The organism is Vibrio owensii CAIM 1854 = LMG 25443, assembly GCF_000817815.1.
Classification (GTDB): Bacteria; Pseudomonadota; Gammaproteobacteria; order Enterobacterales; family Vibrionaceae; genus Vibrio; species Vibrio owensii.
In genome coordinates this window covers 1-21926 of record NZ_JPRD01000060.1, presented here as the reverse complement: position 1 = coordinate 21926, position 21926 = coordinate 1, and the positions used below count along the sequence as shown (strand labels likewise).

Annotated in this window: 18 protein-coding genes and 1 other annotated feature; of the genes, 8 read left to right on the top strand and 10 right to left on the bottom strand. The window is 45.5% G+C overall.

Annotated features, from left to right (window positions below; all coding sequences use genetic code 11):
* Positions 1-80 precede the first annotated feature (80 nt).
* Both murQ and H735_RS26260 read right to left on the bottom strand, forming a co-directional pair.
* On the bottom strand, positions 81-1007 hold the full coding sequence (murQ, locus tag H735_RS26265) for an N-acetylmuramic acid 6-phosphate etherase (protein WP_020197978.1): 927 nt from the start codon (positions 1005-1007) through the stop codon (positions 81-83).
* Between the two features lie 64 nt (positions 1008-1071).
* Complete coding sequence (locus H735_RS26260) at positions 1072-2184, bottom strand: anhydro-N-acetylmuramic acid kinase (protein WP_020197979.1); 1113 nt, start codon at positions 2182-2184, stop codon at positions 1072-1074.
* Positions 2185-2284: 100 nt separating this feature from the next.
* On the opposite strand from H735_RS26260, the gene nagZ reads away from it, so the two are divergent.
* From nagZ to tyrA, 3 genes are all read left to right on the top strand, one after another.
* Positions 2285-3268 carry a beta-N-acetylhexosaminidase gene (nagZ, locus tag H735_RS26255; RefSeq protein WP_020197980.1) on the top strand — a complete coding sequence of 328 codons (984 nt, stop codon included), beginning with the start codon at positions 2285-2287 and terminating at the stop codon, positions 3266-3268.
* 239 nt (positions 3269-3507) lie between these two features.
* Complete coding sequence (locus H735_RS26250; RefSeq protein WP_020197981.1) at positions 3508-4581, top strand: 3-deoxy-7-phosphoheptulonate synthase; 1074 nt, start codon at positions 3508-3510, stop codon at positions 4579-4581.
* A gap of 24 nt (positions 4582-4605) precedes the next feature.
* Positions 4606-5733 (top strand): bifunctional chorismate mutase/prephenate dehydrogenase, encoded by a 1128-nt coding sequence (gene tyrA / locus H735_RS26245; RefSeq protein WP_020197982.1) that lies wholly within the window; start codon positions 4606-4608, stop codon positions 5731-5733.
* 68 nt (positions 5734-5801) lie between these two features.
* Here the strand turns inward: tyrA and H735_RS26240 are convergent, their stop codons facing one another.
* The 3 genes from H735_RS26240 to ettA all read right to left on the bottom strand — a co-directional run bounded on the left by H735_RS26240 (position 5802) and on the right by ettA (position 9120).
* Entirely contained in the window at positions 5802-6797 is a 996-nt protein-coding gene (locus tag H735_RS26240) for a M23 family metallopeptidase (RefSeq protein WP_020197983.1), read from the bottom strand.
* A 29-nt stretch (positions 6798-6826) separates the two neighbouring features.
* Positions 6827-7195: a PilZ domain-containing protein gene (locus H735_RS26235; protein ID WP_020197984.1), complete on the bottom strand. Its 369-nt coding sequence runs from the start codon at positions 7193-7195 to the stop codon at positions 6827-6829.
* A gap of 257 nt (positions 7196-7452) precedes the next feature.
* The gene (gene ettA / locus H735_RS26230) at positions 7453-9120 is read right to left on the bottom strand and encodes an energy-dependent translational throttle protein EttA (RefSeq protein WP_005425335.1); all 1668 of its coding nucleotides are present in this window, start codon (positions 9118-9120) and stop codon (positions 7453-7455) included.
* Positions 9121-9495: 375 nt separating this feature from the next.
* On the opposite strand from ettA, the gene H735_RS26225 reads away from it, so the two are divergent.
* Together H735_RS26225 and trpR are read left to right on the top strand one after the other, a co-directional pair.
* Entirely contained in the window at positions 9496-11442 is a 1947-nt protein-coding gene (locus tag H735_RS26225) for a transglycosylase SLT domain-containing protein (RefSeq protein WP_020197985.1), read from the top strand.
* A gap of 13 nt (positions 11443-11455) precedes the next feature.
* The gene (gene trpR / locus H735_RS26220) at positions 11456-11758 is read left to right on the top strand and encodes a trp operon repressor (protein ID WP_005440603.1); all 303 of its coding nucleotides are present in this window, start codon (positions 11456-11458) and stop codon (positions 11756-11758) included.
* Positions 11759-11872: 114 nt separating this feature from the next.
* On the opposite strand, the gene yjjX is transcribed toward trpR, so the two are convergent.
* From yjjX to H735_RS26195, 5 genes are all read right to left on the bottom strand, one after another.
* A complete protein-coding gene (gene yjjX / locus H735_RS26215) occupies positions 11873-12406 on the bottom strand; it encodes an inosine/xanthosine triphosphatase (protein WP_027726851.1) in 534 nt (177 codons plus the stop codon).
* 42 nt (positions 12407-12448) lie between these two features.
* A complete protein-coding gene (gene pheA / locus H735_RS26210; protein WP_020197987.1) occupies positions 12449-13627 on the bottom strand; it encodes a prephenate dehydratase in 1179 nt (392 codons plus the stop codon).
* A 12-nt stretch (positions 13628-13639) separates the two neighbouring features.
* Positions 13640-13761 (bottom strand) — a sequence feature (Phe leader region).
* Positions 13762-13869: 108 nt separating this feature from the next.
* Positions 13870-14196 (bottom strand): ribosome hibernation-promoting factor, HPF/YfiA family, encoded by a 327-nt coding sequence (hpf, locus tag H735_RS26205; protein WP_005447957.1) that lies wholly within the window; start codon positions 14194-14196, stop codon positions 13870-13872.
* A 377-nt stretch (positions 14197-14573) separates the two neighbouring features.
* Positions 14574-16043: an MltF family protein gene (locus H735_RS26200; protein ID WP_005440611.1), complete on the bottom strand. Its 1470-nt coding sequence runs from the start codon at positions 16041-16043 to the stop codon at positions 14574-14576.
* 143 nt (positions 16044-16186) lie between these two features.
* A complete protein-coding gene (locus H735_RS26195; RefSeq protein ID WP_020197989.1) occupies positions 16187-16915 on the bottom strand; it encodes an outer membrane protein assembly factor BamD in 729 nt (242 codons plus the stop codon).
* 136 nt (positions 16916-17051) lie between these two features.
* On the opposite strand from H735_RS26195, the gene rluD reads away from it, so the two are divergent.
* The 3 genes from rluD to clpB all read left to right on the top strand — a co-directional run bounded on the left by rluD (position 17052) and on the right by clpB (position 21479).
* A complete protein-coding gene (rluD, locus tag H735_RS26190) occupies positions 17052-18029 on the top strand; it encodes a 23S rRNA pseudouridine(1911/1915/1917) synthase RluD (RefSeq protein WP_005440614.1) in 978 nt (325 codons plus the stop codon).
* Between the two features lies 1 nt (position 18030).
* Positions 18031-18759, top strand: a complete 729-nt coding sequence (pgeF, locus tag H735_RS26185) for a peptidoglycan editing factor PgeF (protein WP_020197990.1) — start codon at positions 18031-18033, stop codon at positions 18757-18759.
* A 146-nt stretch (positions 18760-18905) separates the two neighbouring features.
* On the top strand, positions 18906-21479 hold the full coding sequence (clpB, locus tag H735_RS26180; protein WP_020197991.1) for an ATP-dependent chaperone ClpB: 2574 nt from the start codon (positions 18906-18908) through the stop codon (positions 21477-21479).
* The last annotated feature ends 447 nt before the right edge of the window (positions 21480-21926 follow it).

The following is a 21926-nucleotide window of genomic DNA, read 5'->3' as shown; positions in this document are numbered from 1 at the left end:
TTTAACTGATCGGCATTAGACCACGAGGTCTCCTTTTTGTTTGTCTTCTATCGATAGATTTGAGCTGGCGGACTCAAGATTTATTTCGGCTGGTGGTTTTCCACTGCTTTGCGTAAGAAGCCGTCTTGGTGGTGCAGGTGAGCACGAGCCGATTCAATATCAAGATCGGTCAGGATCATTAAGATCGCCAGTTTCACCTCATAATCCGTCTGCTTAAGCACTTCGGTTGCTTGTTCTTTGCTGCAATCGGTCGCTTGCATCACAATTCGCGCTGCGCGTGCAACGAGCTTGTTGTTGGTTGCTTTCACATCAACCATCAGGTTTTGATAGCTCTTGCCCAAACGGATCATGCTTGCGGTTGTTAGCATGTTTAGCACCAGTTTCTGCGCGGTACCTGATTTTAAACGTGTTGAGCCTGTTAATGCTTCAGGGCCTACAACAGGGCTAATTGCGATGTTTGCAATATCGGCGATTGGCGAATCTGGATTACAAGATAGCGCAATCGTGGTTGCACCGATCTCGTTGGCGTACTCCAAACCACCAATGACATAAGGTGTTCGGCCACTTGCAGCGATGCCCACGACAACATCGAGATTTGTGAACTTGATATCTTTTAAGTCTTGTTCACCCAAAACCGGCGAATCTTCCGCACCTTCTTTTGCTTTTAGAATCGCCTCTGGACCACCCGCAATCAGACCAACCACCATCTTGTCAGATACGCCAAATGTTGGCGGACATTCCGATGCATCAAGCACACCTAAACGGCCACTGGTGCCTGCGCCCATGTAAACCAGACGACCGCCGACTTTAAATGCGTCGGTGATCTTATCCACCGCGAGTGCGATTTCGGGCAAAACCTTCTCAACCGCAAGTGGTACGAGCTTATCTTGCTGATTAAGTCGCTGAACAATGTCCAGAGAGGGCAGTAAATCGATGTCCATCGTATCTGGGTTACGACCTTCTGATACTAGATGGGCAAGAGCAGCAATAAGCTCGTCATTTGTCATAGTGGTTTAAGCCTTTTGAATACTGATTTCGATTTGTTTTTTCGCTGTGGCTAGCACAACGTATTTAGTTTTTAGGATAGAGCACACCCAGCGAAGCAAGACGGCTCGCACCGGTTACTTCAGGTAAGTTGCTTGGTAGCCCGTCAATATGTCGTTGAGCAAGCCAAGCAAACGCCATGGCTTCCATATAATCGCCATCGACACCTTTATCATCCGTTGTTGCGACTTGCCACTGCGGCAGAAGTTCCGCTAAACGTTGCATCAGTAGGGGGTTTCTCGCCCCACCTCCACACACCAACAGCTGTGGCTGCTGGCCATACGTGAATTTCTCCACTTCGTTTGCAATGGTCTTCGCCGAGTATTCACACAGCGTGCGTTGTACATCTTGTGCTGAGATATTGTGGTCAGCTAACTGATGATGCAGCCAATCGATATTGAACAGCTCTCGGCCAGTGCTCTTAGGCGACGACATCGCGAGGTAAGGTTCTGCTAAGAGTTGAGTTAGTAGTGCTGAATCGGTGTTGCCTTGTAGAGCAAATCGCGCGTCTTTGTCGAAGCCTTGTCCGGTGTGTTGTTCACACCATGCATCCATCAACATGTTGCCCGGGCCCGTATCGTAGCCGATCACAGCTTGCTCAGGATGCAGTACCGAGATATTGGCAATTCCACCGATGTTAAGCACCACGGTGGTGGAATCTTGCATGGCAAAAATACTTTTATGGAAGGCTGGGACGAGCGGTGCACCTTGGCCACCTAACGCCATGTCTTTACGACGAAAATCTGCCACGGTATCAATGCCCGTTTTGACTGCAATGATGTTGGCATCACCCAGTTGGGTGGTGAAGGGTAGGTCGCCAGTTGGTTGATGGAACACGGTTTGACCATGATTGCCAATGGCCCGGATTTGCTCAGCGGAATAGCCGGATTTATCCAGTAGCTGTAAAATCGCATCGGCAAACAAATGGCCAAGTTGATGGTCGAGCTCACCAATGGCTTTAAGGTTTGTGTTTTGCCCAGTGCAAACCGACAAAAGCGTCTGCTTAATATGAGCGGGCATTGGGTAATCATCGTGTGCTAGCAAGCGAACACGGTTATCTTCAATTTCAATCAGTGCGGTATCTACACCGTCCATACTGGTTCCAGACATCACACCGATATACAGTTTGTTAAGATTCACAGCCAATTCCGTCAATTCTTCGATTCACTTATTGTAAAGCAATTCTGAAGCGAATAACCTCATCGAATACGAGATATTCAGCCGATTTTGAGGAGAAAAAATGGGACCGTTATGGGTTGATGTTGCAGGCTATGAACTGACTGCAGAAGACAGAGAAATTTTGGAGCATCCAACGGTTGGTGGTTTGATTTTATTTACGCGTAACTACCACGACAGCAAGCAGCTTCAAGCTCTTACCCAATCTATCCGCAAAGCGGCGAAACGTCCGATTTTGATTGGTGTTGACCAAGAAGGTGGGCGCGTTCAGCGTTTTCGTGAAGGCTTCTCACTGATTCCTGCGGCAGACGAATACGCCAAGCATCAAAACAGTGAAGAGCTGGCTCGTCTGGGCGGTTGGTTGATGGCTGCTGAGTTGATTGCTCATGACATCGACCTAAGCTTCGCACCAGTTCTGGATAAAGGCCACCAGTGTAAAGCGATTGGCAGCCGTGCCTTTGGTGAGGATCTGGACACCATTTTACGTCACAGCACCGCGTATATGCAGGGCATGAAGAGTGTCGGCATGGCAACAACAGGTAAGCACTTCCCGGGTCATGGTGGTGTGATTGCTGATTCACACTTAGAGACACCATACGACGAGCGTAGTGATATCTTTGAGCAAGACATGGCTATCTTCAAAGCGCAAATCGATGCTGGAATCTTAGACGCGATGATGCCTGCTCACGTCATTTTCCAAAATTATGATGATCAGCCTGCTAGTGGCTCTGAGTATTGGCTTAAACAAATCCTGCGCCAGCAACTTGGTTTTAACGGTTTGATCTTCTCTGATGATTTGACCATGGAGGGAGCTGCGATCATGGGGGGCCCTGCTCAGCGTGGCGCACAAGCATTAAACGCTGGCTGCGATATGCTGTTGGTTTGCAACAAGCGCGATGCACAAGTTGAGGTGCTTGATAATCTACCAATCACTTCTGTTCCTCGAGCAGATGCCTTGTTGAAGAAGCAAAGTTTTTCTCTAAGCGAGCTAAAACTTTCGCAAGAGTGGAAAAATGCGTCTGAAGCTATGAAGCGATTGGTTGGCTAGCCATCTCCCCCCTGAATAATGGTTTGTTCAGGGTGAGATGTAAACTTTCTAAAACATCCATTTAAAGCCGAAGTGTTCTGCATTTCGGCTTTTTCTTTGGGTGTAAATATTAATCTACACTAAATGTTTTTTATTGTGTACGGTTGTAATTCTTTTTTAGCCTGTTATCTTGTCGATAAAGCTTAGTTGTCTCACCAAGGAATTGGTTGGGTGTAAACATAAATATACAGGTCAAAGTTATGCAAAGAAGTGAATTGAGCAACATCAACATCAGCGAAGAACAAGTTCTGATCACGCCAGAGGAGCTAAAAGTGAAGCTTCCTCTAAGTGAAAAAGCGCGTCGTTTTATTCAAGAGTCTCGTAAAACCATCGCTGACATCATTCACAAAAAAGATCATCGTCTACTCGTTGTATGTGGACCATGTTCTATCCATGACGTAGAAGCTGCGAAGGATTACGCAAAGCGTCTTAAAGCTCTTTCTGAACAACTAAGCGACCAACTGTATATTGTAATGCGTGTTTACTTTGAGAAGCCTCGAACCACAGTTGGTTGGAAAGGCCTAATCAATGACCCACACCTAGACGGCAGCTTCGACATTGAACATGGTCTGCATGTTGGTCGTGAACTGCTGGTTGAATTGGCAGAGATGGAAATCCCGCTGGCAACAGAAGCTCTTGACCCAATCAGCCCGCAATACCTTGCGGATACCTTTAGCTGGGCAGCGATCGGTGCTCGTACGACTGAGTCACAAACACACCGTGAGATGGCAAGTGGTCTTTCTATGCCAATCGGCTTTAAGAATGGTACGGATGGTAGCTTGGCTACTGCTGTTAACGCGATGCAAGCGGCTTCTTCTAGCCACCGTTTCATGGGTATTAACCGTGAAGGCCAAGTAGCGCTTCTGACTACGCAAGGTAACCCGAATGGTCACGTGATTCTGCGTGGCGGCAAGCAAACTAACTACGATTCAGTGTCTGTTAACGAGTGTGAGCAAGAGATGGCGAAGTCTGGTCTTGACGCTTCACTGATGGTGGATTGTAGCCATGCAAACTCTCGTAAAGATTACCGTCGTCAGCCATTGGTTGCCGAAGACGTGATTCATCAAATCCGTGAAGGCAATAAGTCGATTATAGGCTTGATGATTGAGAGCCATATCAATGAAGGTAACCAATCTTCTGACCTAGCTCTTGAAGAGATGAAATACGGCGTATCTATCACCGACGCATGTATCAATTGGGATTCAACTGAGGCACTATTACGTCATGCACACGAAGAGCTAGTGCCTTTCTTAGAGAATCGTCTAAAGGGCTAACAACACGGGATTTAAGGAACATCAATGGCAGTTGAACTTAACGCATTACGCGATCAGATTGATGCAGTCGACAAGCAAATGCTAGAGCTACTTGCTCAGCGTTTAGCGTTAGTAGAGAAAGTGGGTGAAGTAAAAAGCGAACACGGTTTGCCAATTTATGCCCCAGATCGTGAAGCCGCAATGCTGGCATCACGACGAGCTGAAGCTGAAAAAATGGGGATCCCTCCACAGCTGATTGAAGACATTCTTCGTCGAACTATGCGTGAGTCCTATGCCAGCGAGAAAGATTCCGGTTTTAAGTGTTTGAACCCAGAACTGCGCTCTGTGGTCATTATTGGTGGTAATGGCCAATTAGGTGGCCTGTTTGGTCGAATGTTCAAACTATCTGGCTACCAAGTTAAAGTGCTGGGCAGCAAAGACTGGGATCATGCCGATGACATCCTAAAAGATGTGGGGCTGGTGGTAGTTACTGTGCCGATTCACCTAACAGAAGGTGTGATTGAGAAGCTCGGTAACCTGCCACAAGATTGCATTCTTTGTGACCTGACTTCTATCAAGTCTAAGCCGCTGCAAGCAATGTTGAATGTGCACCAAGGTCCGGTTGTTGGTTTGCACCCAATGTTTGGCCCAGATGTACCGAGCCTAGCGAAGCAGGTGATTGTCTACTGTGACGGTCGTGGTAATGAGCAATACCAATGGCTATTGCAACAGTTTGGAATTTGGGGCGCAAGCTTGTGCCAAATCGATGCGCAAGAGCACGATCATGGTATGACTTTGATTCAGGCGCTGCGCCACTTCACTTCTTTCGCTTACGGTATGCACCTAAGCAAAGAGAACCCGAACATTGAACAACTATTAAAGCTGAGCTCGCCGATTTACCGTTTGGAGCTAGCGATGGTAGGGCGTCTGTTTGGTCAAGACCCAAATCTATACGGTGACATCATTCTTTCATCACAAGAAAACATCGACATGATTAAGCGTTTCCACCAACGCTTTGGTGAAGCTTTGTCTGTTTTAGACAGTAAAGATAAGGCTGAGTTTGTCGAAAGCTTCGAACAAGTGAGTGACTGGTTTGGTGATTACTCGCAGCAATTCATGAACGAAAGTCAGAACTTGCTCAAACAGGCTAATGACAATATCCATCGTGGATAAGAACCGATTTTGAATGTAAAAAGAGCAGCTTATTCGCTGCTCTTTTTTATTCGTATGTTTCGTGATGATCAGTTGGTTGATGTGGCACTGTTATCTTCACTCGATACTGTGCTGATGCTGGTATCACGGTATGGTGAGTTAGTAAGGTTGATTTGCAGGCGAACCACGTTATCGATCAACTGAACCAACGGACCCCACTTCACCTTCTTCTCTTTCTCGAACGCATAGTTAAAGTTTTCTGGCGTCCAATCCATCAAGTATTGTGGGTTCAATGCTCGGCCTAAGAAGCGCACTTCATAGTGCAGATGCGGGCCGGTTGAGTTACCTGAGTTACCACATTTCGCAATCACATCGCCTTTACTGACAAACTCTCCGCTCTTCACGCTGAACTTGCTCAAATGAGCAAAGGAGCTAGAAAAGCCAAACGAGTGACGCAGCGTGAGGTAGTTACCATACCCACGGTTACCCGGACGTACCGTTTCTACCACACCGTCTGCCGGCGCAAGGATCTGTTCTCCGCGCTTACACGTTAGGTCGATCCCTGTATGAACATGACGTTTGCCCGTGATTGGATTGATACGACTGCCAAAAGGAGAGGAGATACGTTGATAAGTCATTGGGCTGTCGTTTGGAATCAAACGGAACATGGTCGCACGAACGGCAGAATCGATTGCCGCAGCATCAATACGTTCCTCTAGTGCGTGTTCATCGGTGCTCAGCTCTTCATCTGCTAAACCCAACACAGACTCAACATCAAATACACGCTTGCCTAGCAATTGAATCTGGTTGTTTTTATCGGTTAAGGACTGAGAAAGAGAGTGGTTGGTATCTAACTGCTCTTCGTACAACACGGAGATTTCAGCTTTCTCGCTCTCTAGCTTTGCGATGGTTTGATTGAGTGCTTGTGTGTCATGAATCTGCTTTTGATGCAGGTACCAAGCACCACCAACAACAGCGGGTAGTGCAACGACTGACGCACAGATAGCTAGGATCGAAAGGCGACCCAAATGAAATTGCTGATTCCCGTCTTTTGTCGGGATCTGCATGATGATTTTTTTAGACATGGTTATTGTTACTAAAGTAGGCGTTCAATTTATTCTTCCCCTAAATCTGAAAGATGCTCTAACTCTCGATTCAGAAGCTCGTTATTGCCTACATTCAATTCTATAAATCGTTTTAGTTGGCTAATACTATCGATGTCTATGTTGGCGATCTTTAGCCTAATCTCGTTATCTATAATCGATATGATGTTGGCGGTTAGCTGCATCACTTGCTCTGATTGAGCAAACGAGAACGCAACATCTACCTTACGTGACGGTTCAAGTGAACTTGCATTTTCAGCTTTTAACAGCAAGCCATGTAATGAGAGATCTTGAATCGTGGCTTGTAATGCCAAGTCACCTTGTTCCAATAAAGCTGAAACTTGATAAATAATGCGTGAAAAGCGTCGTCTCTCCGTCATAGAGCTTTCTCATTAAGTCGTCAAATCAGTCGAAGACTATATCAAATAGAACAAAAACCGTTCAATTTTTGTTCTTAAAATATCGAGCTAGCACAGAGTTACGATTGCTAAAGGTCAAGCTCTTAATTGAAAAAATGCCAATTTGAGCCATTTATGCAACACATACAACAAAGGCCGCTATGATAGCGACCTTTGTACGAATTACAAGCAAAGGTGAGCGTAAGGTGATATACCGCACACTCATCTTATAACTGAAATTACTTCGATACGCGCTTGTATTTGATGCGGTGTGGTTCAGCTGCTTCAGGACCAAGGGTCTTCTTCAGCCATTCCATGTACTCGTTGTAGTTACCTTCGTAGAAGTTAACTTGGCCTTCATCGCGGTAGTCGATGATGTGCGTTGCAATACGATCTAGGAACCAACGGTCGTGCGAGATAACCATTGCACAGCCAGGGAACTCTAGTAGTGCTTCTTCTAGTGCACGTAGTGTTTCAACGTCAAGGTCGTTGGTTGGCTCATCGAGTAGCAGTACGTTACCGCCAGCTTTAAGCAGCTTAGCAAGGTGCACACGGTTACGCTCACCACCAGAAAGCTCGCCGATAACTTTCTGTTGATCAGAGCCTTTGAAGTTAAAGCGAGAACAGTAAGCACGTGCAGGGATTTCGAAGTTGTTGATCTTGATGATGTCAGCGCCTTCAGAAATCTCTTGGAATACCGTGTTCTTGTCGTTCATTGAGTCACGGAACTGCTCAACAGACGCCAATTTCACTGTTTCACCTAGCTCAATCGTACCTGAGTCTGGCTGCTCAGTGCCGCTCAGCATCTTGAATAGAGTCGATTTACCTGCACCGTTAGCACCGATGATACCCACGATTGCACCCTTAGGCATGCTGAACGATAGGTCATCGATAAGAACACGACCGTCGAATGACTTAGTCAGGTTGTTCACTTCGATAACTTTATCACCTAGACGCTCACCTGGCGGGATGAACAGTTCGTTGGTTTCGTTACGTTTTTGGTGGTCAGTGTTTTGTAGCTCTTCAAAGCGCGCCATACGTGCTTTAGATTTCGCCTGACGACCTTTAGGGTTTTGACGAACCCACTCAAGTTCTTTCTCGATGGTCTTTTGACGAGCTTTTTCTTGCGACGCTTCTTGTTGTAGACGCGCATCTTTTTGCTCTAGCCAAGACGTGTAGTTACCTTCCCATGGAATACCTTCACCACGGTCAAGTTCTAGAATCCAACCCGCTGCGTTATCTAGGAAGTAACGGTCGTGGGTAATCGCAACTACAGTACCAGTGTAATCAACTAGGAAGCGTTCTAGCCATGCAACAGACTCAGCATCCAAGTGGTTGGTTGGTTCGTCGAGTAGCAGCATGTCTGGCTTTTCAAGAAGAAGACGACAGATAGCAACACGGCGACGCTCACCACCTGATAAATGTTGGATCTTTTGATCCCACTCAGGAAGGCGAAGTGCATCAGCAGCACGTTCTAGCGCGTTATCTAGGTTGTGACCATCTTTCGCTTGGATTAGCGCTTCTAGTTCACCCTGTTCTTTTGCTAGTGCATCAAAGTCGGCATCTGGTTCTGCATACGCAGCGTATACCGCATCCAAGCGCTTAAGTGCGCCAGCAACATCTGCAACGGCTTCTTCAACGATTTCACGAACGGTCTTAGACTCGTCCAGAACAGGTTCCTGTGGTAGGTAACCTACGTTTAGTCCCGGTTGTGGGCGTGCTTCACCATCGATATCAGTATCGATACCCGCCATGATACGTAGCAGCGTAGATTTACCTGCACCGTTCAGACCTAGAACACCGATTTTTGCACCTGGGAAGAAGCTTAGAGAGATGTCTTTAAGAATTTGACGCTTAGGTGGCACAATTTTGCTCACCCGCGACATGGTATATACGTATTCAGCCATTGCCGATCGTTCCTAAATTAACTGTCATTCAAAGGCTCTATTTTATACCAACTCCTTGAGTTTTGTTACCGGATTGCAAGAAATTAGCATCTTGTGTGATTTCTTCTTCATCGCTGACCGGAAACTCCCAACTTTAGGGTATACACTTTTCTTGTTCACCTTTAATTCAAATACCCACTCTTCATCGGGATGGATGAATTGTCGAGAATCTATTTGTCTTGAAGGGTTCTAAAGTTTTACGAGTACAACATTTATTACATCAAGTCGCTTTACAATAAGAACTTAATACGGTGTAAATAGATGCATATGCTTTATGACTTGCCGCGCCTTGTATTCACCAGTGGTAAGAAGTGAAGCGATAAACGTCTGGGGAAAATGACGCACATGAGATTCAACGTATCTGAATTGGCTAAAAGAGTATGCTACGCAGCCGCTTTATGTGCGGTAAGCGTGTCAGCAAACGCTGCGCTGAGCCTTGAAAAACAGCGCCAAGTCTATGAGCAAGCTCAGGATTTATTAGATAAGAACGACATTGATGGTTACTTATCTATCCGTTCTAAAATCGCCGACTATCCACTGACACCTTATGTGGATTACCGGGTGTTTCTGAGGCAATTATCGAGTAAGTCTCCACAACAGGTAGACGAATTTATTAATGACCACGAGGCTTTTCCATTCTCACGTCGAATTCGCGCCCCTTACTTAGATAACCTTTATCGTCAGAAAGATTGGAAAACCATTACCGAGTTCCAAAAAGTGGAGCCAAGTGGTGAGCGTTACCAGTGTATTTTTTATGTGGCTCAATTAGAGCAGGGTAAACAAGTTGCAGCCTTTAAAGGCGCAGAGCACATGTGGCTGCGCGGCAAAAGCATCGCCGACGAGTGTGACCCATTGTTCTCTGCGTGGGACAAAGCGGGTGAGCGCACCGATGAGCTGATCCTTCAGCGTATGCTGCTGGCGTTTGATGCTCGTAATGGTGGCTTAATGAGTTACCTGCAAAAACTGCCAGAATCAGCCAAAGCGAAGCAGCAAGCTAAAGCAATGAAAGCGCTGTTTGATAAACCAGAAACGGTCGCTGCATTTGCTAAGAAACAACCTGCTAATGATTTCAACCGTGCTCAGAGTGAATATGCGTTAGAGAAGTTGGCTCGTAAAAATACCAAGCAAGCGCAAGATGCGTATGCTGCGGTTGTGAAAGGTCAAAAGTTCTCCCCTGAGAAAGCGCAAGCTCTGGCTGACTACATTGCGATCCGTTTGATTCGTACAGAGTCGGACTCATTAGCAAATTGGCGTGATGATAAAACGAAGTCGAGTAAGAATTTACCCTTGATTGAAAGCCGCATTCGTTTGTCGATTCAAAACGGCGATTGGAAAGGCGTACAGAAGTGGATTGCGGTTTTAAATGACAAGGAACAGGCAACGCTTCGGTGGCAATACTGGCTAGGTCGTAGTGAAATCGCTTTAGGTGATGCAACTGCGGGCAAGCAACGTTTGTCGAAATTGGTCGGCCAACGTAACTTTTACAGCGTTGCTGCGGCCAATGCGATTGGTCAGTCAATTAAGTACCCATCAAGTTCGGTTAAGTTAGACAAGAAAGCAGTTCAGCCATACCAGAAATCTTTGGCACGTATTGAAGAACTTATCGCGACCGACAAAATTGCCGCAGCGAAGAGTGAATGGACCCATTTGCTTCGTCGTGTGAGTAAAGAAGATAAAACGCAACTTGCCGCTTATGCCGCTTCTAAGCGTTGGCACAACCTCACCGTGATTGCGAGTATTCAGGCGGAAATGTGGGATAACATCCCATTGCGTTTCCCGGTGGCGCATCGCTGGTGGTTTAACTTCTACGCTGAGAAACACAATATCGACCCGATTACTATGATGTCACTCGCTCGACAAGAAAGTGCATTGGATTCCGAGGCTCGTTCGCCTGTAGGTGCTCGTGGCTTAATGCAAATTATGCCTGCGACGGCTAAGTACACGGCGAACAAGTACAAGCTCAAGTATCAAGGTACGGAAGACCTTTACAACGTGGGTAAGAACATCGAGATTGGTAGCCACTACTTACAAGGTTTGATGGAGGATTACGATAATAATCGTATTTTCGCGCTCGCTGCTTATAATGCAGGACCTAACCGAGTAAAAATGTGGCGAGATCGAACACAAGGAAAAGTAGACGCTTATTCCTTTATTGAAGCAATTTCATTTAAAGAGACGCGTGGTTATGTGCAGAACATTTTGATGTTTGAAACTTACTACCGCGACCTTTTAGGTGTAGATGGTTCGTTCTTGACCCCAAATGAGATCAATACCAAGTATTGAGTGAGGTAACTTGATGTCGCACGAACCTGAGTACAAAGACTGGCAACAGATTGTCGAACTGATCCGTTCTAGCGTGGATAACCAGCAACACGAGATGTTGTTGACCATGTTAATGACGCCGGATGAAAGAGAATCGCTCACAGCACGCGTTAACATTCTGAATGAGTTACTCAAAGGTGAGCTGTCTCAGCGTCAAATCAGTCAAATGCTTGGCGTGGGTATTGCCACCATCACTCGTGGTTCGAATGAGTTAAAGTCGAAATCTGATGCGGACAAAGACAAACTCAAGACATTGCTAGAGCAGGGGGCTCAATAATCTTTGAGTTGAACTCTCTGAGTTACAGGCAGCAAAAAGGGCGGAATCTCCGCCCTTTTTAATGTGTGCTATTCGCTGCTATGAGCTTTAAAGCTCGTAATAAGCTCCGTGCAGCTATAGGTTAGCTGGGAAATGTTCTGGGTTGGTAAAAGGAATCAAAGCCAGAATCAACGCTTGATGATAGACCGAACTGCGCGTCAGTTGGTTTTGAGTCAGTAGACCAATTGCGCCACCTTTCTGTTTGATGTTGTCGGTACCAAATACCTCATCCATCACATCGCCAAGCTCATTGGCATGTTTAAGTTTTTGGAGCACTTCTGGTGGTAGCATCAAGCTAGCAGAGCGAGACTCCCCACGATGCGTGTCAGACTCAATCACCATCCAAGCAAATGTGACTTTGCCTTCAATTCCAGCCTCTAAACCGACATAGAAATCCGCATTTGGCATTTCGGTTTTGGCGTTACGAACTCGGTTCAATGCGCCAAGATGCGTTTCATCATTAGACATCGGTTGGTCTGCCACTTCACTTGGAACACTGACACCAACAAACTCAAAATTTTGTTCTGAGAAAGCGCTTTGAAAAGCACTCTCTACAGCCTTGATTTTCGCTGGGTTTAGGGACGCGATAACGACTTTTTGGGTTGCCATGATCTTTTTACCTACCATGTTCTTTTTACTTACAATAATCCCTTAGCTCAGTTTTACTTGAGTGGGTTTTACATTCTCGCTTGGGTAGCAACCTAATACTTTCAAGTGCTTAGTGATCTTAGTTAGCTCATCAATCGCTTGCTGCATCTCGTTAGAACCTAAGTGAGATTCAAGGTCTACGTAGAACATCTCTTCCCATGGGTTACCCATAATTGGACGTGATTCTAGTTTGGTCATGTTGATGTCGTAACGCTGAAGCACCAAGAGTGTCTGAACTAGAGAGCCAGCTTGTTGCGACGTTGACATGATCAATGTGGTCTTCGCTGGAATCTGCGTCGATACTTCTACAGGTTTACGTGCGACAACGATAAAGCGAGTGTGGTTTTCTGTTTGGTTTGCGATATTGCCTTGAATGGCTTGTAAGCCGTAAAGCTTACCGCTTGATGCATTGCCAATTGCCGCAACGTCATCACGGTTAAGCTCTTGTACCTTTTGCATTGCATCTGCAGTACTTGCGCAGGACTCTAGCTTCACGCCTTTCATGCGGCTTAAGAACTCGCTGCATTGCTGGTGTGGTTGCGGATGTGAGTAAAGTGTTTTGATGTTCTCAAGACGAATGTCTTTGGTCGCTACGAGGCAGTGCTCAATTGGTTGGGTTAGTTCACCAACAATGTACAGCGTTGTGTGTTGTAGCAGATCGTAAACTTCGTTGATCGAGCCAGAGCTAGTGTTTTCAATTGGAAGTACGCCGTAGTCTGCATGGCCAGATTCCACCGTTTGAGTCACTTCTTTGAAGTGTTCACAGTTGAGTTCAATCAGTTCTGTATTCTTACGGCTGAAGTATTCACGACTCGCAAGGTGAGAGTACGAGCCTTTTGCACCAAGGAAAGCAACGCGAGCAAGAGGCTTGCGACTTTGCTGCGGATTAACCAGGTTCTGCAAGTAGCTTTGCTGAAGAAGAACAGAATCTTCAATGATGGTATGGAAAAGTTTGGTGATGTACTGAGCGTCGAGTTCGTATTTATCACGGCCGTTGGTGATCAGTTTTACTAGAAGTTGTTGTTCACGGACTGCATCACGAACAGGTTTCGACGTTTGAACTTTGCTTTTAGCGACCTCAATACTGAGCTTGCGGCGTTCTGACAACAGGCTTAGCAGCTTGTCATCTAGCTCATTCAAACGTAAACGAATTTCTTCCAGGGAAATAGGTTGGTCAGTCATCAATTCTTTCCTTATAAAAAAGCCCCCCGATTTGGGAGGCTTTCTGTTTGTTTTTGACTTTTCTTTCACAAACGAGTTAGCCCCTCCAACTATGGAAGGAAAAAGAAGTCAAAAAGAAACAGGTTTGTTGAATGCATAAATAGTGCTTAATTTGTGAGTGTTTAAACACAATAAGCAAGCAGGCGGGGAGCGTCAAGCAAAAAAATAGCGCCTTTCGGCGCTACTTCCTCAATCTGGACGGTTTACTCTTCTTCTTCCACTAGCTCAGGCTTATTCGCACGTCGAGCTTCAGGTTTGTGGGTCAGCTTATTCAGTTGTCGTTCTAGTTTTTGCTCCACTTCATTGATAGCTGCGTAAAGATCTTCGTGAGTTGCTGAGGCGATTAGCTGGCCTTTAGGAACTTTGATAACGGCTTCGAATTTCTTCTGTTTGTTTGGTTCCTCACTGAAAGTTGCTTGGCATCCAATGATGTCTACTTGCCATTTCTCCAGCTTTTTAAATTTGCTCTCAATATGAGCACGGATTGCAGAGGTGATTTCGATGTTTTTACCAGTGATGTTCATTGTCATAAATGTTTTTCCTCTGTTTCATCCCTCATGGGTTGAATTCAGATTACCGCTTTGAGGATAAAAGAATGTGATCTTGATCACTATTTTGAGCGGCTTTTTGGAGATGGAAAATGAATGTGATCTCACTCAAGAACTGCTGAGATTTATGTGAAAATTGCTTGTTATCGGATTCGAAATCATTAGATTGGATAGAGTACTGAGCTGAAAACTAACCCGTTTTTAGGGGAGTTATACGGCCTGTAATTCTAGTTAGTTAAAAATTAACCAGAACAAAGATGTGAATCAGATCACTCTTAAAGTGCACAGTAAGTTAGATTCAAAAACGCCGCTTAATTCGTTGAGCGGCGTTTTTGGTTTTCTATTGAGAGTTTCTCTGTTTATGGGGTTTGACTGACTCTTCTCAGCGGCGTCATAAAAACGGGATCGTCTGGAACAAGTAAAACGTTATCTAGCGTTTTCGCGAGATCAAGGCTCTCTAGCTGCTTGTAGATCACGTAGTAGCGATTCACATTGGTCACATATCTCACCGTTTCCCCCAAGCTCCTACGCGTCACCACCTCAACGTTGTTAAACCAAACATTGGGATCGTAGCCTTGTTGAGCCGCGCGCTTACGCATTCTTTCAACGTTTCCTGGCCCGGCATTGTATGCCGCGAGTGTTAAGTAGAGTTTGTTCTCTTTGCTGATTGCCTCATCACTGAAGTAGTAGCGGCGCAGGAATGCCATGTATTTCACACCGGCATGAACATTGTTTTCCAAGTTACGAATGTTTTTTATGTTTACGTTCGGATCACTCGCAGTGCTTGGTAAGATTTGCATGATACCGACAGCGCCACGGCTAGACGCTAAGTTGTTATCGAACCCCGACTCTTGATAAGCCACTGCAGCGATCAGCAGATAATCAAAGTCGTACTTCTCCCCATATTTAGAAAACAGAGCAGAGAGCTTTTCAAGCTGGGCAATCTTTTTCGGGTTCAATGCCTTGTTCAACCAATTGGTGTTGTCGATGTATTTACCGTAAATGACGTTACCAAGTAAGGTGCCAGATTTGGCTGTGCGAATGAATTTGTTCACCACTTTCATTAGCTCAGGGCTGTCGTGACGCATTGCCCAGGCGATCTCACCGCCTTTGCGGATTGGGATTTTGGTATGAGCACGGATATCGTCCATAAAGCTCATCCACAACTTGGCTTTGTGGCTATCAAGAACGATAGCTTTGACATAGCCATTGTTGAGCATTCCTACCAGTTCGTAGTCTTGTAGTGTTTCTTCTATGAAATGCACAACAACAGGTGGTAAGCCTTTCTTATTAAGTTGTTTGTTTAATGCCTGAATGCTCTCGAAGTAACTTGAACTGGCACGTACCCATATTTCTTTGCCGCTTAGCTGATCAAGCTTGGTCATCACTGGTGTTTTCTTATTGGTGATTACCCATTCTTCAATGCCCGTGATGGCAGGATCACTAAAATCAACCAACTTCTTACGTGCGTCGGTAATGGTGAGATTCGCAACAACCAAATCTCCTAATCCTTGTTCAAGGGAGGGAAGCAGCTCATCACGAGATACCGGAATGATTTGAATATTGATCTTAGGTTTGAGTTTGCGTAAATCTCTCTCAAAATGCGCAAGCAACTCAGCGCCAATCCCTTTTGGCTCTCCTCCCTCTATGTAATAGAAACCCAAATCGGCTGATACCAACACGCGCAAGACGTTTTTCTCTTTGATGACATCGAGATCGCCAGTGTAAGGCGGCTGTCTAAGAGGAGATAGCTCGAGAGCAAAACTCGACGCGGAGAGTAGGATCAACAGTCCCGTCCATAACTTTGATAGTGTCACGTTCACATCCATGTTGATGGTGAAGGAGAACTTTAAGCATATGTGTCGCTCAAAAAATCATCAAGGAAGTGAATGTGATAACGAGAAAGGATAAAACAAAAATTAATGCGGAATAAAACAAAACCGCCACAGTGTGGGACTGTGGCGGCTTAAGATTAGTTAACTGGGTTGAGCTTTATCAGCTCTTCAGTTCTGGCAACTGAATCATCCAGTTTCAACTGCTTGTAAGCTTCTAGCTGAATCTCAAGTGACTTACGAGCGGCTTCTGTATCAGGAAACGCTTTTTGCAGCTCTTGCGCACGGTTGATTGCTGCAATCCATGCTTCACGACGTAAGTAGAAGTCTGCGGTTGCAAGATCGTAGTCAGCAAGACGGTTCTTCAATGCCACCATGCGTTTTTGCGAGTCTTCCGCATAAGGGCTATTCGGGTAACGTTCGAGCAGCTTTTTGAAATCATCAAATGCTTTCTTTACTGGCTCTGGGTCACGGTCACTACGGTCTACGTTGAACAGGTCATGCATGAAGTTACGGTCTTGTGCCATGTGGCTCAAACCGCGCATGTATAAAACCCAGTCCATTTTTTCGTGAGTTGGGTTCAAACGCATAAAGCGAGAGATCGTTGCCAGACCTAGTGCTAGGTCATCGTTTTTGTAGTACGCGTAGATAAGGTCAAGTTGTACCTGCTCAGAGTAGGCACCAAACGGGTAACGCGAATCCAAAGCTTCTAATTTCTCGATGGCAGAAAGCCAGTTACCGCTTTGCAGAGAAGTTTGAGCGTCTGCATACAGTTCAGAAGGTGGCACATCAGGAACGATTTCTTCTTTGCTTGCACAGCCAAACAGAAGGGACACCGCTAAAAGGCCTGTTAAAGTCTGATGTTTCATATCAGGAGTCTGTTCCTTGAATCTAAATATTTCTTAAGCTGCCGTTACTTTCTTTCCAGTAACAGATACAATGACGTAATAGTCTATTTTTCCACAGTCGTGAGCATTAGTCTCACAGTTTTTAAAAAAGTTCGATATGGCTCAGCAGATTGTTTTAACCAACACCGTAAAAGATAGCCAATTAGGTCAACGTTTAGACCAAGCTATCGCCGAATTATTCGCGGACTTCTCTCGCTCTCGCTTGAAAGAGTGGTTGCTTGCAGGGAAAGTACAAGTGAATGGTGAAGTTGTCACTAAACCTCGCACCAAAGTAATGGGTGGCGAGGAAATTACCTTGCAAGCCGAGCTGGAAGATGAAGAACGCTGGGAAGCACAAGATATCCCTCTCGATATCGTCTACGAAGATGAAGACATCATCGTAATCAACAAGCCTCGTGATTTTGTAGTACACCCAGGTGCGGGTACGCCAGATGGCACTGTACTAAACGCATTGTTGCATCATTACCCAGACATCGCCGAAGTACCTCGTGCAGGTATTGTGCATCGTCTAGATAAAGATACAACAGGTCTAATGGTGGTAGCGAAAACCGTACCAGCACAAACTCGTCTAGTACGCGCTCTGCAAAAACGTAACATCACTCGTGAGTATGAAGCGATTGCAATCGGTCGTATGACGGCGGGCGGTAAAGTAGATAAGCCAATTGGTCGTCACTCTACTAAACGTACGCTCATGGCGGTTGCTCCAATGGGTAAACATGCTGTTACTCACTACCGTGTGGCAGAACATTTCCGTGAGCACACACGTATTCGCTTGCGTCTAGAAACGGGTCGTACACACCAAATTCGTGTACACATGTCTTACCTACAGCATCCACTATTAGGTGATACTGCTTACGGTGGTCGTGCTCGTATCCCAACTGGCGCATCACAAGAGTTAACGGAAATGATCCGTGGCTTTGACCGCCAAGCTCTGCACGCGGTAATGCTTCGTTTTGAACACCCTGTTACTGGTGAAGAGCTAGAATTCCACGCTCCAGTGCCTGACGACATGGTAGAAATGACAGAAGCGCTGCGTAAAGATACAGAAGAGTTCGGTCTACCTGACGAGTTCTAATATGAAGACAATTATTCCTAACTGGCCAGCACCAAAAAACGTAAAAGCCTTCGCCTCTACCAGAGTCGGTGGCTTTTCGACGGCGCCTTATCAAGGGCTAAATTTGGGTGCGCATGTTGGGGATGACTTGTCCATCGTAGAAAAGAACCGTGACTGGTTGGCGCAGCAAGCAAAGATGCCTAGTACGCCAATCTGGTTGAACCAAACCCATTCTACTGTGGTAGCTCAAGCAAGCGCTCCCACAAAGCAAGTGCTGAATGCGGATGGTGTATTTACCTCTTCAAGTCAGGTTGTTTGTTCGGCCATGACAGCGGATTGTTTGCCTGTTCTATTAACCAATACGCAAGGTACCCAAGTAGCGGCTGTTCATGCTGGTTGGCGCGGCTTAGCAAGTGGTATCGTTGAAAATGCACTAGAGTTGTTTTCTGGTGAGGTAATGGCGTGGCTTGGTCCTGCAATTGGCCCTCCAGCATTTGAAGTCGGTGAAGATGTCCTGCAAGCCTTTGTGGATTTTGATTCACAAGCTCACCAAGCCTTTACTCCTCGTGATATTGAAGGGAAGTGGCTGGCGGATATGTCTAAGCTTGCAACTCAACGTCTCAACAAACTTGGTGTCACTCAAGTATTTGACTCAGGCCTGTGTACTTTCCAAGATAAAAATGACTTTTATTCCTACCGCCGTGATGGTGTGACAGGTCGACAAGCTACTTTTATTTGGATTGAGGACTGATCACTACAACGCAAAAGTGTTGAGATGCATAGCTTCATTTTTGCAAAGCTATCTTTATTAATTCACTCCCTTGAAATTCCTTCTCTGCGTATCCATCTTTCTAACTGTCAAAAGAATTTCCTTAAGTTGAGGTTAGGAAGAAAGATATGCGTCTTGATAGATTCACAAGTAAGTTTCAAATCGCTATCTCTGATGCTCAGTCACTAGCGTTAGGGCGCGATCATCAATATATCGAACCAGTGCACCTAATGGTGGCATTGCTCGATCAGAACGGTAGCCCAATTCGTCCACTACTAACCATGTTAGATGTCGACGTAACTCATCTACGCTCTAAATTGAGCGAAATGTTAGACCGACTGCCTAAAGTCAGTGGCATCGGCGGTGATGTTCAGCTGTCTAGCTCTATGGGTACACTTTTCAATTTGTGCGACAAAGTGGCTCAAAAGCGTCAGGACTCCTACATCTCTTCCGAAATCTTTTTGCTTGCAGCATTAGAAGACCGTGGCCCACTTGGTCAGCTATTAAAAGAGATGGGGTTGACCGAGCAGAAAGTCAGCCAAGCAATCGAAAAGATCAGAGGTGGTCAAAAGGTTAATGACCCGAACGCGGAAGAACTACGCCAAGCATTGGAAAAGTTCACTATAGACCTTACCGAACGCGCAGAGCAGGGTAAGTTGGATCCGGTTATCGGCCGTGATGATGAAATCCGCCGCACCATCCAAGTATTGCAGCGCCGTACTAAAAACAACCCTGTGATCATTGGTGAACCAGGTGTGGGTAAAACCGCTATCGTTGAAGGTTTGGCTCAGCGCATCATTAATAATGAAGTACCAGAGGGGCTACGTGGCCGCCGCGTACTTTCGTTAGATATGGGCGCACTTGTTGCTGGTGCAAAATACCGTGGTGAATTTGAAGAGCGTTTGAAGTCGGTATTGAATGAACTAGCCAAAGAAGAAGGCAACGTCATTCTATTTATTGATGAGCTTCATACCATGGTTGGCGCGGGCAAGGGCGAGGGCTCTATGGATGCCGGAAACATGCTAAAACCTGCTTTAGCTCGTGGTGAGCTCCACTGTGTGGGGGCAACTACATTGGATGAATACCGCCAATATATAGAGAAAGATGCGGCACTTGAGCGTCGTTTCCAAAAAGTGCTGGTGGATGAACCAACGGTTGAAGACACGATTGCCATTCTTCGTGGTTTGAAAGAGCGCTATGAACTTCACCACCATGTAGAGATTACCGATCCAGCGATCGTGGCAGCCGCAAGTTTGTCTCATCGCTATGTTTCGGATCGTCAGTTGCCTGATAAAGCGATCGACCTTATTGATGAAGCCGCTTCTAGTATTCGTCTACAGATCGACTCTAAACCAGAGTCGCTAGACAAACTCGAACGTAAAATCATCCAACTGAAGATTGAGCAGCAAGCACTAAGTAACGAGCATGATGAAGCTAGTGAAAAACGCTTGGATGTGCTTAATGAAGAATTGAATGAAAAAGAGCGTGAGTACGCAGAGCTAGAAGAAGTGTGGAATGCTGAAAAAGCAGCACTCTCTGGTACGCAACATATTAAAGGTGAGCTAGAGCAAGCTCGCATGGATATGGACTTTGCACGACGCGCTGGTGACTTAAACCGCATGTCTGAGTTGCAATACGGTCGGATTCCAGAACTTGAAAAGCAGTTAGACCTCGCGACTCAAGCTGAAATGCAAGAGATGACGCTACTACGTAACAAGGTGACCGACAACGAGATTGCAGACGTACTCTCTAAGCAGACGGGTATTCCTGTCTCCAAAATGCTTGAAGCAGAAAAAGAGAAACTGCTCCGCATGGAAGAGGTACTGCACAAACGTGTGATTGGTCAGGCAGAAGCAGTTGAAGTGGTATCTAATGCAATTCGTCGTAGCCGAGCTGGCTTATCGGATCCGAACAAACCGATTGGTTCCTTCTTATTCTTAGGTCCAACAGGTGTAGGTAAAACCGAACTGTGTAAGACACTCGCGAGCTTTATGTTTGATAGCGAAGATGCCATGGTGCGTATTGATATGTCTGAGTTCATGGAGAAACACTCTGTGGCAAGACTAGTTGGTGCGCCTCCGGGTTACGTTGGTTATGAAGAGGGTGGTTATCTAACAGAAGCGGTTCGCCGTAAACCTTATTCTGTCATCCTATTAGATGAAGTAGAGAAGGCACATCCAGATGTGTTCAATATTCTGCTGCAAGTATTGGATGATGGTCGACTAACTGATGGTCAGGGTAGAACGGTTGATTTCCGTAATACTGTAGTGATCATGACATCGAACTTAGGTTCAGCTCGCATCCAAGAGAACTTTGCTACTCTGGATTACCAAGGTATTAAGAATGAAGTGATGGATGTGGTCAGCAAACACTTCCGACCAGAGTTTTTAAACCGTGTTGATGAAAGCGTGGTCTTCCATCCTCTTGGTCAAGAGCACATTAAGTCGATTGCTTCTATTCAGCTAGCGCGTCTAGCGAAACGTCTAGAAGAAAAAGGTTATCAGTTAGAGGTGTCCGAGAAAGCACTCGATTTAATTGCTCAAGTTGGTTTCGATCCTGTCTATGGTGCGCGTCCTTTAAAACGAGCCATTCAACAAAATGTCGAAAACCCACTAGCGAAATCAATCTTAGCTGGTCAAATATTACCAGATAAGAAAGTACAGCTGATTGTGAACAATGACCAAATTATCGCTCACCAGTAATTTCACTAATGCAGTGAAAAGTGAGACGAAGTTCAAGGTTTAGGGGGCGGTAGCCCCCTTTTTGATGCACTTTTATCAGGTTTTGATTGTTTTCTATACGAACGAACCAAAAAGATAAGTTTTTTTGAAAAATAGGGTTGTGTTCCTAAACGAACTCCCTATAATGCGCCTCCGTTGTCAAGGGAAAGCAAACAAAGCGAAGCCAAGATAACAAGGTCAGTGAGTTAGAAAGTAACTCACAGAGAAATAACTTAAAAAAGTGTTTGACACGATAAGTTATCTCGCTAAAATGGCCGTCCACTTTGAAGATAACTTCAGAGTGTGCTCTTTAAAAATAAGAACCTATCAATCTGTGTGGGCACTCGTTGATGATAATCCAATTAGGTATTTCTTTCTTAACGGAAAGCGGTATCAAATTAGGTTTCAATGATACGAAGTGACCATTGA

Excerpts from the sequence above, each read along its gene's own strand:
- murQ (WP_020197978.1), bottom strand. The coding sequence starts at position 1,007 with ATGACAAATGACGAGCTTATTGCTGCTCTTGCCCATCTAGTATCAGAA.
- nagZ (WP_020197980.1), top strand. The coding sequence starts at position 2,285 with ATGGGACCGTTATGGGTTGATGTTGCAGGCTATGAACTGACTGCAGAA.
- H735_RS26250 (WP_020197981.1), top strand. The coding sequence starts at position 3,508 with ATGCAAAGAAGTGAATTGAGCAACATCAACATCAGCGAAGAACAAGTT.
- tyrA (WP_020197982.1), top strand. The coding sequence starts at position 4,606 with ATGGCAGTTGAACTTAACGCATTACGCGATCAGATTGATGCAGTCGAC.
- H735_RS26240 (WP_020197983.1), bottom strand. The coding sequence starts at position 6,797 with ATGTCTAAAAAAATCATCATGCAGATCCCGACAAAAGACGGGAATCAG.
- H735_RS26235 (WP_020197984.1), bottom strand. The coding sequence starts at position 7,195 with ATGACGGAGAGACGACGCTTTTCACGCATTATTTATCAAGTTTCAGCT.
- ettA (WP_005425335.1), bottom strand. The coding sequence starts at position 9,120 with ATGGCTGAATACGTATATACCATGTCGCGGGTGAGCAAAATTGTGCCA.
- H735_RS26225 (WP_020197985.1), top strand. The coding sequence starts at position 9,496 with ATGACGCACATGAGATTCAACGTATCTGAATTGGCTAAAAGAGTATGC.
- trpR (WP_005440603.1), top strand. The coding sequence starts at position 11,456 with ATGTCGCACGAACCTGAGTACAAAGACTGGCAACAGATTGTCGAACTG.
- yjjX (WP_027726851.1), bottom strand. The coding sequence starts at position 12,406 with ATGGCAACCCAAAAAGTCGTTATCGCGTCCCTAAACCCAGCGAAAATC.
- pheA (WP_020197987.1), bottom strand. The coding sequence starts at position 13,627 with ATGACTGACCAACCTATTTCCCTGGAAGAAATTCGTTTACGTTTGAAT.
- hpf (WP_005447957.1), bottom strand. The coding sequence starts at position 14,196 with ATGACAATGAACATCACTGGTAAAAACATCGAAATCACCTCTGCAATC.
- H735_RS26200 (WP_005440611.1), bottom strand. The coding sequence starts at position 16,043 with ATGGATGTGAACGTGACACTATCAAAGTTATGGACGGGACTGTTGATC.
- H735_RS26195 (WP_020197989.1), bottom strand. The coding sequence starts at position 16,915 with ATGAAACATCAGACTTTAACAGGCCTTTTAGCGGTGTCCCTTCTGTTT.
- rluD (WP_005440614.1), top strand. The coding sequence starts at position 17,052 with ATGGCTCAGCAGATTGTTTTAACCAACACCGTAAAAGATAGCCAATTA.
- pgeF (WP_020197990.1), top strand. The coding sequence starts at position 18,031 with ATGAAGACAATTATTCCTAACTGGCCAGCACCAAAAAACGTAAAAGCC.
- clpB (WP_020197991.1), top strand. The coding sequence starts at position 18,906 with ATGCGTCTTGATAGATTCACAAGTAAGTTTCAAATCGCTATCTCTGAT.